Origin of the sequence: Cedecea lapagei (genome assembly GCF_900635955.1) — a bacterium.
Classification (GTDB): domain Bacteria; phylum Pseudomonadota; class Gammaproteobacteria; order Enterobacterales; family Enterobacteriaceae; genus Cedecea; species Cedecea lapagei.
The window spans coordinates 1,677,109-1,694,900 of sequence record NZ_LR134201.1; the positions used below are offsets into that span (position 1 = coordinate 1,677,109).

Annotated in this window: 20 protein-coding genes; 3 read left to right on the plus strand and 17 right to left on the minus strand. The window is 54.9% G+C overall.

Annotated elements, in window-relative coordinates:
• Positions 1-19: 19 nt before the first annotated feature.
• The 15 genes from lpxO to fliF all read right to left on the minus strand — a co-directional run bounded on the left by lpxO (position 20) and on the right by fliF (position 12,685).
• Positions 20-928: a lipid A hydroxylase LpxO gene (gene lpxO, locus EL098_RS08155; RefSeq protein ID WP_126355774.1), complete on the minus strand. Its 909-nt coding sequence runs from the start codon at positions 926-928 to the stop codon at positions 20-22.
• A gap of 185 nt (positions 929-1,113) precedes the next feature.
• Positions 1,114-1,737 (minus strand): transcriptional regulator RcsA, encoded by a 624-nt coding sequence (gene rcsA / locus EL098_RS08160; protein ID WP_126355775.1) that lies wholly within the window; start codon positions 1,735-1,737, stop codon positions 1,114-1,116.
• Positions 1,738-2,083: 346 nt separating this feature from the next.
• Complete coding sequence (fliR, locus tag EL098_RS08165; RefSeq protein ID WP_126355776.1) at positions 2,084-2,869, minus strand: flagellar biosynthetic protein FliR; 786 nt, start codon at positions 2,867-2,869, stop codon at positions 2,084-2,086.
• Positions 2,866-3,135 carry a flagellar biosynthesis protein FliQ gene (gene fliQ / locus EL098_RS08170; protein WP_126355777.1) on the minus strand — a complete coding sequence of 90 codons (270 nt, stop codon included), beginning with the start codon at positions 3,133-3,135 and terminating at the stop codon, positions 2,866-2,868. The genes fliR and fliQ overlap by 4 nt, the downstream gene beginning before the upstream one ends.
• Positions 3,136-3,147: 12 nt before the next feature.
• Complete coding sequence (gene fliP / locus EL098_RS08175; protein WP_126355778.1) at positions 3,148-3,888, minus strand: flagellar type III secretion system pore protein FliP; 741 nt, start codon at positions 3,886-3,888, stop codon at positions 3,148-3,150.
• Positions 3,888-4,268 (minus strand): flagellar biosynthetic protein FliO, encoded by a 381-nt coding sequence (gene fliO, locus EL098_RS08180; protein WP_126355779.1) that lies wholly within the window; start codon positions 4,266-4,268, stop codon positions 3,888-3,890. The genes fliP and fliO overlap by 1 nt, the downstream gene beginning before the upstream one ends.
• The gene (gene fliN, locus EL098_RS08185; RefSeq protein WP_126355780.1) at positions 4,269-4,679 is read right to left on the minus strand and encodes a flagellar motor switch protein FliN; all 411 of its coding nucleotides are present in this window, start codon (positions 4,677-4,679) and stop codon (positions 4,269-4,271) included.
• On the minus strand, positions 4,676-5,680 hold the full coding sequence (fliM, locus tag EL098_RS08190; RefSeq protein WP_126355781.1) for a flagellar motor switch protein FliM: 1,005 nt from the start codon (positions 5,678-5,680) through the stop codon (positions 4,676-4,678). The genes fliN and fliM overlap by 4 nt, the downstream gene beginning before the upstream one ends.
• A gap of 4 nt (positions 5,681-5,684) precedes the next feature.
• A complete protein-coding gene (gene fliL, locus EL098_RS08195) occupies positions 5,685-6,152 on the minus strand; it encodes a flagellar basal body-associated protein FliL (RefSeq protein WP_038481606.1) in 468 nt (155 codons plus the stop codon).
• Positions 6,153-6,273: 121 nt separating this feature from the next.
• Positions 6,274-7,503 carry a flagellar hook-length control protein FliK gene (locus EL098_RS08200; protein WP_126355782.1) on the minus strand — a complete coding sequence of 410 codons (1,230 nt, stop codon included), beginning with the start codon at positions 7,501-7,503 and terminating at the stop codon, positions 6,274-6,276.
• On the minus strand, positions 7,500-7,943 hold the full coding sequence (fliJ, locus tag EL098_RS08205) for a flagellar export protein FliJ (protein ID WP_126355783.1): 444 nt from the start codon (positions 7,941-7,943) through the stop codon (positions 7,500-7,502). Before fliJ ends, EL098_RS08200 begins: the two co-directional genes overlap by 4 nt.
• Before the next feature lie 12 nt (positions 7,944-7,955).
• Entirely contained in the window at positions 7,956-9,314 is a 1,359-nt protein-coding gene (fliI, locus tag EL098_RS08210; RefSeq protein ID WP_126355784.1) for a flagellar protein export ATPase FliI, read from the minus strand.
• The gene (gene fliH, locus EL098_RS08215) at positions 9,314-10,009 is read right to left on the minus strand and encodes a flagellar assembly protein FliH (RefSeq protein ID WP_126355785.1); all 696 of its coding nucleotides are present in this window, start codon (positions 10,007-10,009) and stop codon (positions 9,314-9,316) included. Before fliH ends, fliI begins: the two co-directional genes overlap by 1 nt.
• On the minus strand, positions 10,002-10,994 hold the full coding sequence (fliG, locus tag EL098_RS08220; protein WP_126355786.1) for a flagellar motor switch protein FliG: 993 nt from the start codon (positions 10,992-10,994) through the stop codon (positions 10,002-10,004). The genes fliH and fliG overlap by 8 nt, the downstream gene beginning before the upstream one ends.
• Positions 10,991-12,685 (minus strand): flagellar basal-body MS-ring/collar protein FliF, encoded by a 1,695-nt coding sequence (gene fliF / locus EL098_RS08225; RefSeq protein ID WP_126355787.1) that lies wholly within the window; start codon positions 12,683-12,685, stop codon positions 10,991-10,993. The genes fliG and fliF overlap by 4 nt, the downstream gene beginning before the upstream one ends.
• Positions 12,686-12,915: 230 nt before the next feature.
• On the opposite strand from fliF, the gene fliE reads away from it, so the two are divergent.
• The 3 genes from fliE (at position 12,916) to EL098_RS08240 (ending at position 16,136) form a co-directional block, all read left to right on the plus strand.
• A complete protein-coding gene (fliE, locus tag EL098_RS08230; protein WP_126355788.1) occupies positions 12,916-13,230 on the plus strand; it encodes a flagellar hook-basal body complex protein FliE in 315 nt (104 codons plus the stop codon).
• Positions 13,231-13,846: 616 nt separating this feature from the next.
• A complete protein-coding gene (locus EL098_RS08235) occupies positions 13,847-15,154 on the plus strand; it encodes a YadA-like family protein (protein WP_126355789.1) in 1,308 nt (435 codons plus the stop codon).
• A gap of 127 nt (positions 15,155-15,281) precedes the next feature.
• Positions 15,282-16,136, plus strand: coding sequence for a MurR/RpiR family transcriptional regulator (locus EL098_RS08240; protein ID WP_126355790.1), 855 nt, complete (start codon positions 15,282-15,284; stop codon positions 16,134-16,136).
• A gap of 24 nt (positions 16,137-16,160) precedes the next feature.
• Here EL098_RS08240 and yedF read toward each other — a convergent pair whose 3' ends face one another.
• Both yedF and yedE read right to left on the minus strand, forming a co-directional pair.
• On the minus strand, positions 16,161-16,397 hold the full coding sequence (yedF, locus tag EL098_RS08245) for a sulfurtransferase-like selenium metabolism protein YedF (protein ID WP_126355791.1): 237 nt from the start codon (positions 16,395-16,397) through the stop codon (positions 16,161-16,163).
• On the minus strand, positions 16,394-17,608 hold the full coding sequence (gene yedE / locus EL098_RS08250; protein ID WP_164716801.1) for a selenium metabolism membrane protein YedE/FdhT: 1,215 nt from the start codon (positions 17,606-17,608) through the stop codon (positions 16,394-16,396). Before yedE ends, yedF begins: the two co-directional genes overlap by 4 nt.
• Between the last annotated feature and the right edge of the window lie 184 nt (positions 17,609-17,792).

Genomic DNA, 17,792 nt, shown 5'->3' on the forward strand with positions numbered 1-17,792 from the left:
AAAGGAGAGGGAAAATTATCTACATCACGCTTGGCACAACGATCGCCGCAAAAATCAGCGTAATCACCGAATATTTTGCCGCGTAATAGACCTTACGGTTACGCTTCTTCAGATTCTGTCCGCTGTCGCGAAGCGCGTTGACGTACTTAAAGATCCTGTTCAGCGCGCCGGTCCGGTCGCTGTCGCTGTTGGGCGAACTGGCTGCGGACATCAGGGTAGTGCCGACCCAGTGGTTAACCGCCTGGGCCCAGCGCCACTTCATCGGCCGCTCAATGTCGCAGAACAGAATAATACGGGTTTGATCGCTTTTGTTCTCAGCCCAGTGCACATAGGTTTCATCAAAAATGACCGCTTCACCATCTCGCCAGCTATGACGCTGACGGTCAACCTCAATAAAGCAGCGATCGTCATTTGGCGTGGACAGCCCTAAATGGTAGCGCACCGATCCCGCATACGGATCGCGATGCTTGCCAAGGTGAGAGCCTGCGGGGAGTTCGGCAAACATTGCGGCCTTAACGGACGGGATCTCGCTGACCAACTTCGTCGTTATCGGGCAAAGTTCATGTGCCGAAGGATGGGCGTCGCTATACCACTTCAGATAAAAGCGCTTCCATCCGCGCTTGAAGAAGGTGTTAAACCCAGCATCGTTGTGGCTTTCCGCCGCTTTGATGTGGCCCTGCAGGCGAAGCGCTTCCTCGCGAATGACCTCCCAGTTATCCGTCAGCTTTTGCAGCTCCGGAAAGTCGCTGGTGGGGAAGTAAGGCTGCTTTGGCGGCAGGCGGGAAAAGCGCGTCATAAACATATTGACCGGCGCCATAAAGGTTGAGTGGTCAAAAAGCTGGCGCGAAAATTTTTGTTTTTCTACGCCGCGCGAATGGGCGTAGATGACGCTGATAACAAAAATGCCAATGATGATAGCGGCAACCATAGCGATAAATCTCTCCATGTATAAATGTACGGCGTAAGTGTAGTGAGATTTTTCTGCTTTTTTTGGCAAAGGTTGCTTTTTTGTTACAGTTGGCTGTGCCGTTGAGCTTGTATTTAATCTCTGACAGCTGCCAGAGATTAAATAGCACGGCCGGAAGGCGTAGGGAGAGGCGTACGTAAAGCGAGCTAACGGAGGTTAACAAAAATACCGTTGGTGACGTTATCGGTGAGGCGAACGACGTGATATATCACCTGTTTGTTGTGGGTCTTGATTTTTCGCTTAATATTCCCTTTATGCGATGAGACGGTTTTTGCCTTGATGTTCATTTGATCGGAGATTTGAATCGTTCCCTGTCCGGACATCCACATTTTCAGCATGCTGGACTCTGTGCGACTAAGAGAAAGCGTCGGCAAATTAATATGCCCAATACATTGTGCATTTTTTGCCAGGTATTCCGCTAAAATATCGTCTAAAGATTCCGGTTTGATGGATTTCGAACTGATCAGCAGGTTTTCTCGGACCAGCAGATATTCATCAAAATGAATATTAGCAATAGCCATAAAGACTAAAAATAGCGTCCCCGGATGCTGATTAATGATCTGCTTAATTTGCTGACTGCTTTGTGGGTCATGAATAAAGCAGTCTTCATTAATAAACACCACGCTGGGTGCCTGCAACCGGCATGCCTGTGCCAGCTGATCCACCGTTTCTACATCTGTAATATGCCGTTTTCTAACCCCGCGGCTGGCTAAGTAGCCGACAAGCCCCAGCCGGGTATAGCTGCATAAGTCCATAATAATCGTTGACATAGCAAACCCTCACTAAGCGCGTTATACCCGTAATAAGACGGAGCGCAGATTGAAAGCTGTACTGGTTAAACCAGTGATTGACGAGGTCAATCCCAGAGTAAAGCCAGTCCGCCGCTTGTCCGCAGTTCGAATTATTTTGGGTAACCATTATTAATAATTTAAAAGGCGAAATCACTATCCCGGAAAGTTGCCTATAATTTGCCAGGAATGTTCTTAAAGTAAAGTGAATATTGCGTATTGTGAGCAAGGTAAAAACTTATATTCCGCGCCAGATATATCCTGGCGGATGTTATTAACATTTTTTTTTAGGAATATCCTCAGGGAGTCATCATAAAAGTTATGGTTATTAATTTGCGGGGATTTCGCTGACTATATCCGCGAGCAGGTCAAAAATCTCGCCGAATAAATGCTCGGTGAAGGGGGCGATAAGCGGCATCATTACCATAAAAATTAGCATGCCGATAGACAGGGTGACCGGAAAACCGATAACAAATACCGATAGCTGGGGGGCCATGCGGTTTAACAGGCCAAGCGCAATGTTAAGCGTTAGTAACAAAGTGATTAACGGCAGCGCCAGCATCAGGCCATTGAGAAAAATCAGACCGCCCGCCCGGGTCAGCGCCATAAAGGCATTGCTGTTGATCGGATCGCCGCCGATGGGCAAAGTATGAAAAGTATCAACCAGCATCGATATCAGCCATAAATGGCCGTTAAAGGTGAGAAACAGCAGCATCGCCAGAATATCCAGGAAACGCGCCAGCACCGGCATGTTAAGGCGGCTGCCGGGGTCGAAAAACGTCGCAAAGGACAATCCCATCTGTAGGCCAACAATTTCCCCGGCGGTACGTACTGCGGCAAACGCGAACTGCATCGTAAAACCGAGCGCCACACCGATAAGAATTTGTTGTATCGCCAGCCAAAAACCTGCCGCGGAAAAAATCGTCACGCCGGTTGCGGGCAGGGAGGGCGCGATGAGAAAAGTGATCATCAGCCCGAGGCCGATTTTGACGCGCTTAGGGATCGAACGCTCGCTAAGAATCGGGGCCGACATAATCAGCGCGAGCACGCGCAGCAGCGGCCAAAAATAGAGACTCAGCCAGTTAAGCCACTGGTTGCTGTCAACGTGGATCATCCAATGGTGTTCGGCAGATTGGTCAGTAAAGCGCGCATGTAATCCAGCAGCAGGTTAAGCATCCACGGCCCTGCGATAACGATGGTCACGAACACGGCCAGGATCTTCGGAATAAACGACAGCGTCATTTCGTTAATCTGCGTCGCCGCCTGTAGCAGGCTGATAATCAGACCGCTAATCAGCGCAACCAGCAGCAGAGGGGCCGCAAGGGCAAGGGCGACCTTCATGGCCTCGGTGCCCATCATCATGACCGATTCTGGCGTCATTTTCTCTCTCCCTTAGCTGTAAAAACTTTGCGCTAATGAACCCACCAACAGCTGCCAGCCGTCGACCAGCACGAAAAGCATCAGCTTAAAGGGCAGGGCAATTGTCGCGGGAGGAACCATCATCATTCCAAGCGCCATCAGGACGCTGGCGATCACGAGGTCGATAATCAGGAACGGAATAAATACCGTAAAGCCAATCTGGAACGCCGTTTTCAGCTCGCTGGTAACGTAGGCAGGCAGCAGGATGCGCATTGGCACGGCTTCCGGCCCCTGCAGCGGCTGCGTATTGGCGAGGCGGGCAAACAGCGCAAGGTCGGCTTCACGCGTCTGGCGCAGCATAAACTCGCGCAGCGGCTGAGCGCCTTTATCGATCGCCACTTCCATTGAAATTTTATCTTCGCTGAAAGGCTGGTATGCGTCGGCATAAATTTTATCGAACACCGGCGACATAATGAAAAAGGTCAGAAACAGTGCCAGACCCACCATCACCTGGTTGGGCGGTGCGGACGGCGTACCGAGGGCGTTACGCAGCAGGCCGAAGACGATGATGATGCGCGTGAAGCTGGTCATCATCAGCAAAATGGCCGGCAGGAAGGTCAGAGAGGTAATAAAGACCAGCGTCTGCACCGGCAGCGACCAGCTCTGTCCGCCGTTGGCGAGGGGCTGACTGATCAGGCCGGGGAGTTGTGCAAAAGCGGCGGCAGGGAGCAGTAACAATAAGCCCGGTAACGAGAGCGTCAGCAAACGTTTCATCAATCTTTCCCGTTACGTTTAAGCAGGTTCTTCATCAGTTTCTGGAAATCAGCGGGAGCAGGGGCCTTTTCAACAGCCTCTGTTGCAGGCGCCGGGGGCAGCGTGTGCAGATGGGTAATCTGGGCTGAGGTCACGCCGAGCACCAGGCGTGCATTCTCGACGTCAACCACTACCACGCGTTCGCGCGTCCCTACGCTTACGCTGGCGCTAATGTTCAGCGACTTTTTTGCCCCAACGCCGGCGCCGGTGAAGCCAAAGCGCTTTGCCAGCCACGCGGCCACCAGGATAAAAATAACAATACCGGCCAACGCGCCGCTCACCTGAACAAGCGGCGAGTTGGCGTTGACGGCAGGCTGACTGACGGTGGCCTGGGTTTTCATTTAGCGGCTCAGGCGACGCATACGTTCGGATGGGGTAATGATGTCGGTAATACGCACGCCGTATTTGTCGGCCACCACCACCACTTCACCCTGGGCAATCAGGTAACCGTTGATCAGAATATCCAGCGGTTCACCGGCCAGCCCGTCAAGGGCAACCACCGAACCCTGCGTCAGGCGCAGCAGCTCTTTGATGGTCATGCGGGTGCGGCCCAGCTCGACGGTCAGTTTGACCGGGATATCCATGATCAGGTCGATATCCTGAACGTTACCGGCAATATCATTGCCTTCCAGCGCACGGAATACGTTATCCGCGTTACTTTTCCCGGAACTTTTCTGCTCGTTTAACGCATCAGCCCACAGATCGTCCACTGAGCCTGCATTGTCATCGGACGGTTGATTAATATCACTCATTTGGGCTGTTCCTCATTCAGCGAATTCAATATCGGGTTGATCAAATGTTCGACGCGCAGGGCATACTGGCCGTTGACCGTGCCGTATTGGCTGGTCAGCACGGGTACGCCATCGACGTGCGCGATAATACGATCTGGCTTTTCGATGGGCAGCACATCGCCAGGTTTCAGTTTTAGGATTTGGGACAGCCGCAGCGGGATATCGGCGAAGTTCGCCACCAGCTCCAGCTCGGAATGCTGCACCTGACGCACCAGAGTGTCGCGCCAGCTCTGATCTTCCTGACGTGAGTTCTCCAGCGGGGGATTCACCAGCAGCTCGCGCAGCGGCTCAATCATGCTGAACGGCAGACAGATGTTGAACTCACCGGTCAGGTTGCCAATTTCGACGTGGAACGGGGTGTTAACCACGATGTCATTCGGCGAGGTGGTGATATTGGTAAACTTGACCTGCATTTCGGAACGAACGTACTCCACTTCCAGCGGATAAATCGCCTTCCACGCGTCGCTGTAGGATTCCAGCGCCAGCTTCAGCATGCGATTAATGACGCGCTGCTCGGTGTGGGTAAATTCGCGCCCTTCCACTTTGGTCGGGAAGCGACCATCGCCGCCGAACAGGTTGTCGACCGCAATGAACACCAGGCTCGGCGAAAAGACAAAGAGCCCGGTGCCGCGCAGGGGCTTCAGGTGGATCAGGTTAAGGTTGGTTGGCACCGGCAGGTTGCGGGCAAACTCGTGGTACGGCTGGATACGAATCGCCCCGACGGTAATATCCGGGCTACGGCGCAGCAGGTTAAACAGCCCCATGCGGAACTGGCGAGAAAAACGCTCGTTAATGATTTCCAGCGCCTGCAGGCGCTCACGCACAACGCGACGCTGGGTATTCGGGTCATAGGGACGAATGTTGGTTTCGCCCGCAGCCCCGGCCTTCGGCTCGTCTTTATTCTCACTGTCGCCGTTTAACAGCGCATCGATTTCAGCCTGAGAAAGAATACTGTCGCCCATGGAGTTACCGCAAAATAAAGGCGGTATACAGCACGTCGCTGACTACCTGTTGAGGTTGCCCGGCGACCAGAGGCGGCGCCAGAGTAGTTTTAATCGCCTCTACCAGCTTCTGCTTACCTGCGTCGGTGGCAAGCTGATTGGCATCCTGACGAGAGAACAGCAGCAGCAGGCGGCTGCGAACTTCAGGCAGGAATTCGCTCAGGCGCTGGCGAGTGGCTTCATCTTTCAGGCGCAGCGTAACGCCGATGTACAGTACGCGATCCGCATCACCCAGATTGACGGTAAAGGTATCCAGAGCGAAAAACACTGGCGCAGGCGGTGGCTCAGGCGCTTTTGCCTGGGCAGTGGCTGGCGTTTGCTGCATGCGCCAGTAGCTATAGCCTGCGGTCGCGCACGCGGCGAGTGTGATAAGAACCAGTATCGGCACCCAGATGGCGCGTTTACGGCCTTTCGTGATAGCGGTATCAGTCATTGAACGCTTTATTCCTGTATCGGTACTGCTGAAAAGCAATTATCCCGTGTCTCCGGGCGGTCAAAGCCCGGAAAACACACGTTTATTGTCGCTAGCTCTGGCGTTTACCCGTCAACGGGCCTCAGGCAAAAATATCCACCGCGCCGTTGCTGCTTGCCAGGCGCTGGAGGCTATCGGCGACCGGTAGCGGTTCAGGATCGCTGCCGCTAAGTGAGAAACGCTCCGCGCTGCGGGTATTTTGCTGTTGCTGCTGGCCAGATTGCTGCTGGGCAAAGCTTTCGCTGCTGATGTTACTCTGCCCCAGCTGGATGCCGTTTTCCGCAAGCGCCGTGCGCAGGGTTGGCAGCGCGGCTTCGAGCGCGGCGCGCACGTGACTGTGCGGCGATATCATCTGCAGCTGTGCCTGGTTATCTTCTAGTTTTAGACTAATTTGCACCTGGCCGAGATCTTCCGGATGCAATCTGAGCTCGGCGCTGTGCTGGCCCTGGCGCGTAAACAGCGTAACGTGCTGAGAAATCTGCTGTTGCCACTCATGGCTGCCCAACTGGGCGGCGATCGTCGGTGCCGTTGGCGTGGCGATGACCGTGGTGGTCGGGGCGGCAATAGTTGCGCTGCTGATGGCCGGCGTTATCTGCGGTGTCACCGGTGCCGTGTTATTCACCTGTAAAGGTGCGCTGTCACGGCTGTCGGACCCCTTGTTGGCGGCCAGTTGGATTTTGTCATCAACGGGCTGCTGCTGCGCGGAGGAAACCGTTGCCGCTGGGGTTCTGCTGTCCGCCAGCGCAGATGTGGTCGGGGCTGCTTTTTTAACGCTACCGTCGGCGGGCAGCAGGCTGTCGGTCGCGCTCTTAGCTGCGGTATTACCCGCGGTGGTTAGCGCGGATAACGCTGCTTTATCGGCTGCGGCAACGGGTTTACCCGGCGTTATGGGCTGAGCGGCGACGACCGGCTGCGGCAGCATCGCAAACAGGGCGCTCAACGTCTGCAGCTCGGCATCGCTTAGCGGCTTGTCGCTTTTGGCGTCTTTTGTCGCCAGATCCGGCTTGTCGCTGGTGTCGGTTTTCCCGTGAGAGGCGAGCAGGGTGGTCAGCGCCTCTGACAGCTCAGGCGTGTTGAGTAACTGGTTCAGCACCGCCTGGCCGTCTTTGGCGTCGCCTTTTGCTGTATTAGTGGCCGCAGCTTTGCTTAAGGCCACGCCCAGAGGCAGAGATTTGCCCTCTTCCAGCTCGACCTTGCCCGGCAGCGCTTTGCTCAGCAGATCCAAAAAGCCTTTGCCCTCCGCGCCTTTTGTCTCCGCGGTCGCAGCGGGATCGGCCCCGTTGTTTAACAGAATGTTTGGCAATGTGATCATTCACTTTTCCTCAATGTGGCCCGCTGGGCGTATTCGTCCATCTGCTTCTGATCGAGCCTGTTCTCCGCCAGCAACAGCTCTGCCGCCTTTCTCTCCTGCAGGGTTTGCCATGCCTGCAGGCGCTTTTGTTTTTCCTGCCACGCGCCCAGCGCCTGGTCGACTTTATTGGTCCACTGCATCAGCAGCTGGCGGTGTTGATCGATCGCTTTTTCCAGCGTGCGTATAAACTGCTGATAGTTCTGCCAGCGCGTGCTGGCAATGCCCTGGCTCATGTTGTTATTCAGGCTGTTGCTGTACTCAAACTGATAGTTAATCAGCATATTCAGCTGCTCTTCTGCCTGCTGACAGCCCCGGCGCATCTCCCCTAAACGAATCGCCGCTTTTTCCACTTCCTGGGCGGCGAGCTCACGCAAAGTATCCAGTGCGCTGTTTTGGTTCATGGTCACCTCTCATTAAACCGTCGGGAAGAGTGTCTCCAGAGCGAGGCAGGCTTCTTCCCAGCTTGCGCGTTCAAAAATGCCTTGTTGCAGGAATGCTTCCAGATGCGGCCACAGTTCGATGGCCTTATCGAGCATAGGATCGCTGCCTTTGGCGTAAGCCCCCACGCTGACCAAATCACGGTTGCGCTGGAAGCTGGATAACAGCTGTTTGAAACGACGTACCCGGGCGTAATGCTGCTCGGTAATCAACGATGTCATAGCACGACTGATAGAAGCTTCGATGTCGATGGCCGGGTAGTGGCCCGCTTCCGCCAGGCGGCGCGACAGCACAATGTGGCCGTCAAGAATGGCTCGCGCGGAGTCGGCGATCGGGTCCTGCTGATCGTCGCCTTCGGTGAGTACGGTATAAAAAGCGGTAATCGAACCGCCGCCGTGAATGCCGTTCCCCGCGCGCTCAACCAGCGCCGGGAGCTTGGCAAACACCGAAGGCGGATAGCCTTTGGTGGCAGGCGGTTCGCCGATGGCCAGGGCAATTTCACGCTGCGCCATCGCGTAACGGGTCAGTGAGTCCATGATCAGCAGCACGTGCTGACCACGATCGCGGAAGTCTTCGGCAATTCTGGTTGCGTAGGCGGCACCCTGCATACGGAGCAGAGGAGAAACGTCCGCCGGTGCGGCAATCACTACCGAGCGTGCGCGGCCTTCGGCACCCAAAATGTTTTCGATAAAATCTTTTACTTCGCGCCCACGCTCGCCGATCAGCCCCACGACAATCACGTCGGCCTGAGTATAACGCGCCATCATCCCGAGCAGAACGCTTTTACCGACGCCGGAGCCGGCGAACAGGCCCATACGCTGGCCGCGCCCGACGGTCAGCAGGGCGTTAATCGGGCGCACGCCTACGTCGAGGACATGTTCAATCGGCGTACGCTGGAGCGGGTTAAACGGCGCTGCGCCGAGTGCGCCCATCAGGCCGGTATCGGGAGAGGGCAGGCCATCAAGAGGGCGACCGCTGCCGTCGAGCACCCGTCCCAGCAGTGCCGGGCCAAGCGGCAATTTTTTACCGCTATGGAGTCCTTCAGCCGTTGATGAACGCGCATAAACTCTGGCGCCGGGCAGAATGCCTTCCACTTCTTCCAGCGGCATCAGGAACAGCTTGTGGCCGTTAAAGCCCACCACTTCACATTCAACTTCGCGGTCGTGCTGCTCAATGATGCAGGTTGCCCCGAGCGGCAGCTGCAGGCCGGTGGCTTCCAGCACCAGACCGGTGGCACGCGTCAGGCGGCCGTAGCGGCGAACGGACGGCAGCTCTGTCATCCGCGCTTCAAAATTATCCAGCGTGTTCAGCCAACGGGTTAGGCGGGCGGTCATCAGAGCACTCCCGGTGCGGCCAGGCGGCAAAGTTCTTGCCAGCGGGTTGCTACGCTGGCGTCAAGATCGCCCTCATCGGCAGAGACTTTGCAGCCGCCCTGATGCAGACCTGGGTCTCCGCGAAGGCGCCAGCCGTGCAGGCTCAGCGTGGCGCCCAGCATCTCTTCTACCCGCTGTAAATCATCCGGGTGTACACGCAGCTGTGGCTTGCCGCTAAACAGCGGCTCCTGCATTAACAGGCCCTGAATCTGTTTGATCAGCGCGTTGTTATCGACGGCTGGCGTCTGGCCGATGACCTGTCGCGCGGCTTCCAGCGCCATCTGCATCAGGCGTGAAGCAATAACGCTGTCCAGCGCGTCCAGCGTGTACTGGAACTCGCTCACCAGCTGCTGCATACGCGCGTGCACCGGAGCCTGTTGCTGACGGGCTTCATTGATGCCCTGCTCAAGCCCCTGCTGGAATCCGGCCTTGCGGCCTTCCTCTACACCCTGATCGTGTCCGGCGGCAAAGCCCGCGCTGTGACCCTGCTCACGCGCCTGAGCCTGCATCATCGCCAGCGTTTGCTGGAGATCCGGCTCACTTTCCTGCTCCTCTTGCGCTTCGCTGGTTTCCGGCATCACAATCTCTTCGAAAACCGGCGTCGGGAAGGCGAGGTCGTCAGGCGTCCAGCGTTTCCATGGCAGCGAATTAGACATAGGTATCCTCGCTGGTGCCGATTACCATCTCGCCGGTCTCCGCCAGGCGACGCACGATGAGCAGGATAGCTTTCTGTTCGTTTTCGACCTGCGAGAGACGAACCGGACCACGGTTGGCGAGGTCGTCGCGCAGGATATCCGCAGCACGCTGGGACATGTTGCGCAGGAACTTCTCGCGCAGCGCCTGCTCCGCGCCCTTGAGGGCGATAAGCAGAGATTCGGACTCCACTTCCTGCAGAAGACGCTGGATGCTGCGGTCGTCCACGGCAACCAGATTTTCGAACAGGAACATTTCGTCGATGATTTTCTGCGCCAGCTCGCCGTCGAAGTCGCGCACGGCGGTAATAACGGCTTCTTCCTGCTGGGTTTTCATCAGGTTGATAATTTCTGCTGCTGTTCTTACGCCGCCCATTTTGCTGCGCTTGAGGTTCTGGCCGTCGAGCAGGTTGTTCAGCACCTCGGTCAGCTCCGCCAGCGCGGCAGGCTGAACGCCGCCGAAGGTGGCGATACGCAGCATGACGTCGTTGCGCAGGCGCTCCTCGAACAGCGCCAGAATGTCTGCCGCCTGGCCACGCTTGAGGTGAACCAGGATGGTGGCGATGATCTGCGGGTGCTCGTCGCGAATAAGATCCGCGGCGCTCTGCGGCTCCATAAAGTTGAGCGTTTCGATACCGCTCGTCGTGTCGCGGGTTTCGAGAATATCTTCCAGCAGGCTCGAGGCGCGTTCTTCGCCCAGAGCTTTGATCAATACGGTACGCAGGTAGTCGTTGGCGTTGATGCTCAGCGCCGCGAACTGCTCGGCTTCCTGCTCAAACTCCGCCAGTACTTCGGTCAGCAGTTTGTTTGAAATCTGATGGGTATTCGCCATCGCCGCACTTAAATGCTGCACTTCACGCGGGCTGAGGTGTTTAAACACCTCGGCGGCGCGGTCTTCGCCAATGGTCATCAGCAGGATGGCGCTCTTTTCGGTTCCGGTCATACTCATATTTCAGTACTCATCCATTGGCGGATCACCAGCGCGACTACGCGAGGATCGTTATCAGACATATCACGAATTCGCTGACTCATGACTTCGGCGCTCAGGCGCTGGTTAGCTTTGCGCTGCTGCTGCTGTTCGTCACGGCTTAGCGTAACGGCCACGGCTTCTTCTTCGGCTTTAACGCTCTGCTTCGCCTCGTTAGCGGCCTTAAGGGCTTCCGCACGGCGGGTCAGCTGCGGACGAATCGCTTTCCGCCACAGCAGCCAGGCGACAATCAGCACGATCAGCCAGCGACCGGCGGAGAGCAGCATGTCGAAGAAGGCCGGAGACTTCCAGAATGGCAGGCTGCTGCCGCTGTCGTCTTCGGTGGCGGTGAACTGAGAGTTGACCACGTTCAGGGTGTCGCCGCGGCTTTCTGAATAGCCCATCGCTTCACGCGTCAGGTTTTCAATCTGTTTCATCTGGTCGGCGGTGAGCGGCAGCGGTTTGCCGTCGGCAAGCTGGCGGTAGTTCACGACCACCGCCACCGACAGGCGCTGAATATCGCCTACGTTCAGTTTGGTGTGGCGAATAGTACGGTCCACTTCATAGTTGGTGGTTTCGTCACGTGAAGTGTTGCTGCTGCCGTTCTGGCTGGAGGTGCTCGTCTGATTCTGCTGGCCGTTATTGGCCTGCGGGTTATTCTGGTTGTTCTGCTGCGGCGGCGTTGAAATCGGTGCCGTATTAGCCGGAGCAGGCTGGTTGGAGAGCGCGCCCGGTACGCCGCCAGGGAACTGACCGTTAACCTGAGAAGTCTGGTTCAGCTGGCGTGAACGCACCGCCGTTTGCGATGGATCGCCGTTCGGATGGTATTGCTCTTCGGTCTGCTCTTTATTAGCAAAATCAATCTGAGCGGTGACCTGAGCGTGCACGTTACCGTTACCGACAATCGGCCCAAGGATCGATTCAATGCGGCGCTGGTAGCGGCTTTCAACGTCGTTTGCGTACTTGAGCTGCGCGTCGTTAAGGTCGCGACCTGCGTTGTTCGACTGGGTGAGCAGATGGCCAGCCTGATCGACCAGCGTCACGTTACCCGGCGGTAAACCAGCGACGGCGCTGGAGACCATGTGCACTACGGCGTTAATTTGCCCTTCGTCCAGCGCACGGCCGGGTTCAAGGCTGAGGGTAACGGAGGCGGAAGGTGATTTTTGCTCACGAACGAACAGGGAAGGTTTTGGCATCGCAAGATGAACCCGGGCATTTTTCACCGGGCCGAGCGTTTCGATAGTGCGGGCCAGTTCACCTTCAAGCGCTCGCTGGTAGTTCACCTGCTCGCTGAACTGACTGATTCCAAACTTTTCCTGATCCAGAAGCTCGAAGCCGACGGCACCGCCCTTCGGCAAACCCTGCTGAGCGAGACGCAGGCGCAGATCGTAGACGTTATCCGCCGGGACCATAATCGCGCTACCGTTGTCGGAGAAACGGTAGGGAATATTCATTTGCTGGAGCTGAGTCACAATCGCGCCGCCGTCCTGATCGGCGAGGTTGCTGTAAAGCACGCGGTAATCGGGAGATTTTGCCCACAGTACCAGAGCAACCAGTATGGCAACGGCGGCGGCTCCGCCCATCATCAGGGGGATTCTTGGATTTGCACGAAGGCGATTCAACCACTCAAGAGTCTTGTTTTGCGGCGTTTGTGCCTGAGCAGCAGTGGTCATTCCACACCTCGCGGCTTAGCGTTGACAAAATTTTTAGAGTAATGAGTGAACAAGACTGACTCCCGGGTCGACAAACACGACAAAAGTTCCATATGGATGGCAGTGTCATTATTTTCGTTTTGTGGACATTTCGATGGCTGAATTAGCTCTATTTTTTACGTCTATTTAACGCCTTTATCCTATTGACAAGGTGGTAATCTTTGCTGGCTTAACCAATTTGAGGCGAGAAAATGGCAATTCAGGGTATTGAAGGCGTACTGCAACAACTTCAGACGACCGCGCTGGCGGCGACCAATCCCGCTGCCTCGGCCGCTGCGCCGACGGTCAGCTTTGCCGGCGAGCTGCAGGCCGCTTTAGGGCGCATCAGCGAAACCGCTAACACCGCACGCGTTCAGTCGGAGAAGTTTGCTTTAGGCACTCCCGGCGTTGCGCTGAACGACGTGATGGTCGATCTGCAAAAATCTTCCGTTTCTCTGGCGATGGGCGTTCAGGTCCGTAACAAGCTGGTTGCTGCTTATCAGGAAGTCATGAACATGCAGGTTTAGTGTTGCGCCTGTAGGGCTATTTTTAACAGAAAGGTCTGTCCCGGGCCTTTTACTTATTCTAAATAAGTAATAATCATTCTTATTCCAATTCTATTATTATCCTGCATGGAAAACCTTTTTATAATATTCGATTAACAAATGAATATTTCATATGAAGGGTATTAATTTTTTTCTCATCTAAAGCTAAATCAATGCTAAATGGCATGATGTAGATCAAGTTTTACTTCAGCCATGCAATGCATATTCATCGCCAGAATTATCACACAATTTTACTATTTCATTTTTATTCTGAACGTCGTGCCGGCGATTTTATTCTATTAAACCTTTGCAGGAATAAATGTCGGCGATTATAAAAGTTTTTTACTGCATATGGTTATGGCCTTCCTGCCGGATTTTCTGGAGGGCTATCGTGCGCGTTACGCCATAGAGTTAAAGTCACTAAAAAAAGGAACGGTTAATTCCTGTGGAAACTATCAGTGAGGTTATTTATTCAATAAGGGGAAGTAAGGGCGGGAAATATAAAGAGGGGGATAGTTAACTGGTTGCAGCCAGTTAACTATCCATTTGATCGGATTTTACTAAATCTTCACAAGCGAATATATAGTAGGTTTTTAGCATGAAAAAGGCAACGTTAGCGTTAATTATTGGGGCTTTTATTAGCCATCAGTGCTGGGCAGATCAAACATCCGCTGAAATAACGGGCGACAATGGCAAGTTCACTTTGGTCGCAGATACGCTCAGAGGAAACACCGTAACAGGGATGCCCGGCGTCTACAACCTTGAACAATTTAATATTGATGTAAAAAGAAATGCAGCCGATTTGCTTGCGGTTGAAACAGTCGTGAGTGATAACCAAAAATCAATTACGTCACTGGGTTCAAACGTCGCCGCGAATCAAACCGCAATTGGAACGCTGAATTCAAACGTTAGTGTAAACCAAACTGCCATTGCATCGAACCAGGGCGCAATCAGCTTGCTGAATTCAAACGTCACTGCAAACCAAACCGCAATTGCCTCTCTGAACTCAGATGTCAGCGCAAACAAAAGTACAATTTCATCGCTGAGCTCGAACGTCGCCGCGAATCAAACCGCAATTGGAACGCTGAATTCAAACGTCAGCGCAAACCAAGCCGCCATTGCATCGAACCAGGGCGCAATCAGCTCGCTGAACTCAAACGTCAATGCGAATCAAACCGCAATTGGAACGCTGAATTCAAACGTCAGCGCAAACCAAGCCGCCATTGCATCGAACCAAGGCGCAATCAGCTCGCTGAACTCAAACGTCAATGCGAATCAAACCGCAATTGGGACGCTGAATTCAAACGTCAGCGCAAACCAAACCGCCATTGCATCGAACCAGGGCGCAATCAGCTCGCTGAACTCAAACGTCAATGCTAATCAAACCGCAATTACCTCTCTGAACTCAAATGTTAGTACAAACAAAAGTACGATTGCATCGCTGGATTCGGAGCTAAAAGTTGCGCAAAACACTGGCGCCTACGCCCAGTCCAGAGCCGCAGCAGCAATCGCAAACACTGAGGCTAATAAAGCAGCATTAGAGGCGACTAACAGGGCACTGGCCGACAATACGGCGGAGCTGGCCGAACACGAGTCACGTATCGGTGCTCTGGAGGCTAATGCTGTTAGCAACAGCAACTTTAACCATTTAAAAGATCAGGTGGATGAAAACCGTCAACGTGCTTCGGCAGGTATCGCGGGCGTGGCCGCAATGGCTAACATCCCGCAGGTGACCCAGGGCGCGACATTTTCCGTGGGTGCCGGAGCTGGCACAACCGATGGGGAGAGTGCGCTTGCGGTTGGTTTTTCCGCCCGCGCGCTGGAAAACACGGTGGTGAAAGCCTCCATTTCTAACGACTCTCAGCAAAACTTTGTTGTGGGCGCAGGGGCTTCCCTGCAGTGGTAGCGGTTTTTTAATTCCGCATGGGGGCATATTTGTTTGACCTGGAAACTAATTTCACTGCAATATCAGAGTGATGCCTTTAAAAAGCCGGAAAGGACTTCCGGCCTACACAGGAGAATCCTGCCAGCCCATGACCCCGCAACAGACGATAGAGAAGCATTACAAGACATTAACTCCTGAGCTGCAGCGGGCTGCAGACCTGAGTCTGGACAACATAAAGGATTTGGTTCTGCTTTCGATGCGGGCTTTTGCTTCACGGATTGGCGTAAAGCCCGCGACGCTGCTGCGCCTGGCCCAAAGGCTGGGCTACGCTGGCTGGGGGGAGTTCAAAACCGCCTTTGTCCAGCAGCTTGGCCTGAACCATGAAACCCATCAGGCGAGGGCGGAAAAACTGGTGGATAAGGGCATTTCTGCGTCACTTTACCGGGAGGTGTTTGCCGCCCATACCGCTAATCTCACCCATACCGAGGCGGAAAACCAGCGGGCGATGGAAAAGGCGGTTGACGTGCTGGACGCCGCGGAGCATGTCTATGTTTGTGGTTTCCGCGCCAGTTATCCGGTGGCGTACACGCTGTTTTATATCTACCGCCTGTTTAATAAGCACGTCTCGCTGATTGATGGCCAGGCGAGCAATTACGAAATCTTTACTCGTGAACTTACGCCTGAAGATGCGGTGTTAATGATAGGGTTTGCACCTTATTCGCGTGAATCGCTTGATGTGCTGGGCGCAGCCCGGCAGGCCGGGAGCAGGATCGTTGCGCTGACCGACTCTCCGCTTTCTCCCCTTGCGGAGTCGGCCGCAAGCACGCTCTATTTCTCCGCTCACAGCCCGTCGTTTTTCCCTTCTGTGGTCTCGGCAATGGGCATTGCGGAGTGTTTACTGGCGATGCTGGTGGCAAAACATGGGGACAGGGCGGTGGCGAAGATTGCCAGTGCAGAACGTTTCCTGCTGGATTCCGGCGCTTGGGTGAAGCCGGTAAGTTAAAAGGGGCAAGATGCCCCTGCCTGATTAGCGCTGAATGAGATAGCGAATGGTCGGACCATCCTGCTGAATATCCAGCACCGTATAGCCGTGGTTTTTAGCGTCGAGAGGAATATTGTTGATGGACTGCGGGCAGTCGCTCACCACTTCAAGCACCTCCCCTTTTTTCAGCTGAGGCATCGCTTCGAGCGTAGCCACCGCCGGGTAAGGGCAGGGCTCGCCCACCATATCCAGTCGATAGTCAGGAACGATACTTTGGCTCATGCGGTTTCTCCGGTAATAGCGTTGAGGGGCTGGTTTTTACGACGGAAGAAGCGTTTCTCCCAGCCGACAATGAGCAAATAAGCAGCAAGCAGCATCAGGTAGGTCACCAGCAGCCCGCCCAGCGGCCCGAAGGTGTTCAGCAGGTTGACTTTATCCCAGCTGGTTGCCAGCGCTGGGGAGATATCGTCCCAGAACCAGGCCAGCAGCGTAGAGCCGATAACGTTGCCCAGGCCAACCCACCAGTAATGAACCTGACCTTCCACCGCGCGATACATCCAGCCGGTTTCACAGCCGCCGGCCAGCACGATGCCAAAACCAAACAGCAGGCCACCGATGACGGCGTTTGGCCCCGCCCACATAATTTTGGCTTCCACGCCCAGCTGTACATAGCTGAAAATGCCAATCGCACTCACCGCCATTCCCAGGATAATGGCTTTGGCCATATGGGTACGCCCGGTTATCCACATATCGCGGAAGGCGGAAGTAAAGCAAATTTGCGCCCGTTCAATTAGCAGGCCGAACCCAACACCAAAAAGCATCGCCAGCCCCAGTTTCGGTTGGTTTATGGCGGTCAAACCGGCCCAGCCAATCATACCGATAAACACCAGCATACCCATGCGGAAGCGGCGTTTTGCACGGTCTGGCTGCTGCGTCAGCGGAGAGGCAGTGGAGACTTTTTGTAGCCTGACCGGGATCCGGAACATCGGCAACAGCGTGAAGCGGGCGCCAAACCAGCAGCCGATGGCGGTAGCCAGCGCAAAAAACCATGCGTGCAGCGAGAACTGTGGAATGCCGGTAAAGAAAGCGGCGAGGTTGCAGCCCATGGCAAGCCTTGCGCCAAAGCCAGCAATAATGCCGCCGAGCACCGCCTGAATAATACGGATACGGTGCTGAGGTAAACGCAGCTTAACGTTATTGGCCCACAGCGCTGCCGCGAAGCAGCCGCCAAACATGCCGAGAATCATCATGCCGTCGATACGGGTCAGTGGACTGCCGTCGAGGTGAATAAGTTTGTAGTAACCCCACTCTTCGGCGTGAACGCCCAGCAGCTGCAGCAGCTGGCCGCCCCAGCGGGTGAATTCGCCGGTGACGGCCCAGAAGGTGCCGGTGATGCCGAAGTAGTAGGTGGAGAGGATCCCTGCCGCTATCACCGCGGGCATCGGTTTCCAGAAGGTTACCAGGTATTGTTGTTTAAAGGAGTGCCAGGTCATTTTTTTCGCCTCTGAACTCAGAAGAACGTGCCGCAGCGGGCGCAAGAGGGCGAGATCATACGCCCATCTTTTTGGCTTAGCAGATTGAAAAGAGGAAAAAACAATCTGGATCAATTTTTCTGCCCCTGGAGGAAGTGCTGGCAGGCCCTGGGCTTTAATGCCAAAATTATTTTTTCTCCGCAGT

Bases quoted from the DNA above. Each gene is read 5' to 3' on its own strand.
- fliI (WP_126355784.1), bottom strand. From the start codon at position 9,314: ATGACCGCCCGCCTAACCCGTTGGCTGAACACGCTGGATAATTTTGAA.
- lpxO (WP_126355774.1), bottom strand. From the start codon at position 928: ATGGTTGCCGCTATCATCATTGGCATTTTTGTTATCAGCGTCATCTAC.
- EL098_RS08235 (WP_126355789.1), top strand. From the start codon at position 13,847: ATGAAAAAGGCAACGTTAGCGTTAATTATTGGGGCTTTTATTAGCCAT.
- fliG (WP_126355786.1), bottom strand. From the start codon at position 10,994: ATGAGTATGACCGGAACCGAAAAGAGCGCCATCCTGCTGATGACCATT.
- fliE (WP_126355788.1), top strand. From the start codon at position 12,916: ATGGCAATTCAGGGTATTGAAGGCGTACTGCAACAACTTCAGACGACC.
- fliL (WP_038481606.1), bottom strand. From the start codon at position 6,152: ATGACTGATACCGCTATCACGAAAGGCCGTAAACGCGCCATCTGGGTG.
- EL098_RS08200 (WP_126355782.1), bottom strand. From the start codon at position 7,503: ATGATCACATTGCCAAACATTCTGTTAAACAACGGGGCCGATCCCGCT.
- fliJ (WP_126355783.1), bottom strand. From the start codon at position 7,943: ATGAACCAAAACAGCGCACTGGATACTTTGCGTGAGCTCGCCGCCCAG.
- fliQ (WP_126355777.1), bottom strand. From the start codon at position 3,135: ATGACGCCAGAATCGGTCATGATGATGGGCACCGAGGCCATGAAGGTC.
- fliO (WP_126355779.1), bottom strand. From the start codon at position 4,268: ATGAAAACCCAGGCCACCGTCAGTCAGCCTGCCGTCAACGCCAACTCG.
- fliM (WP_126355781.1), bottom strand. From the start codon at position 5,680: ATGGGCGACAGTATTCTTTCTCAGGCTGAAATCGATGCGCTGTTAAAC.
- rcsA (WP_126355775.1), bottom strand. From the start codon at position 1,737: ATGTCAACGATTATTATGGACTTATGCAGCTATACCCGGCTGGGGCTT.
- fliP (WP_126355778.1), bottom strand. From the start codon at position 3,888: ATGAAACGTTTGCTGACGCTCTCGTTACCGGGCTTATTGTTACTGCTC.
- fliR (WP_126355776.1), bottom strand. From the start codon at position 2,869: ATGATCCACGTTGACAGCAACCAGTGGCTTAACTGGCTGAGTCTCTAT.
- fliN (WP_126355780.1), bottom strand. From the start codon at position 4,679: ATGAGTGATATTAATCAACCGTCCGATGACAATGCAGGCTCAGTGGAC.
- EL098_RS08240 (WP_126355790.1), top strand. From the start codon at position 15,282: ATGACCCCGCAACAGACGATAGAGAAGCATTACAAGACATTAACTCCT.
- fliF (WP_126355787.1), bottom strand. From the start codon at position 12,685: ATGACCACTGCTGCTCAGGCACAAACGCCGCAAAACAAGACTCTTGAG.
- yedE (WP_164716801.1), bottom strand. From the start codon at position 17,608: ATGACCTGGCACTCCTTTAAACAACAATACCTGGTAACCTTCTGGAAA.
- fliH (WP_126355785.1), bottom strand. From the start codon at position 10,009: ATGTCTAATTCGCTGCCATGGAAACGCTGGACGCCTGACGACCTCGCC.
- yedF (WP_126355791.1), bottom strand. From the start codon at position 16,397: ATGAGCCAAAGTATCGTTCCTGACTATCGACTGGATATGGTGGGCGAG.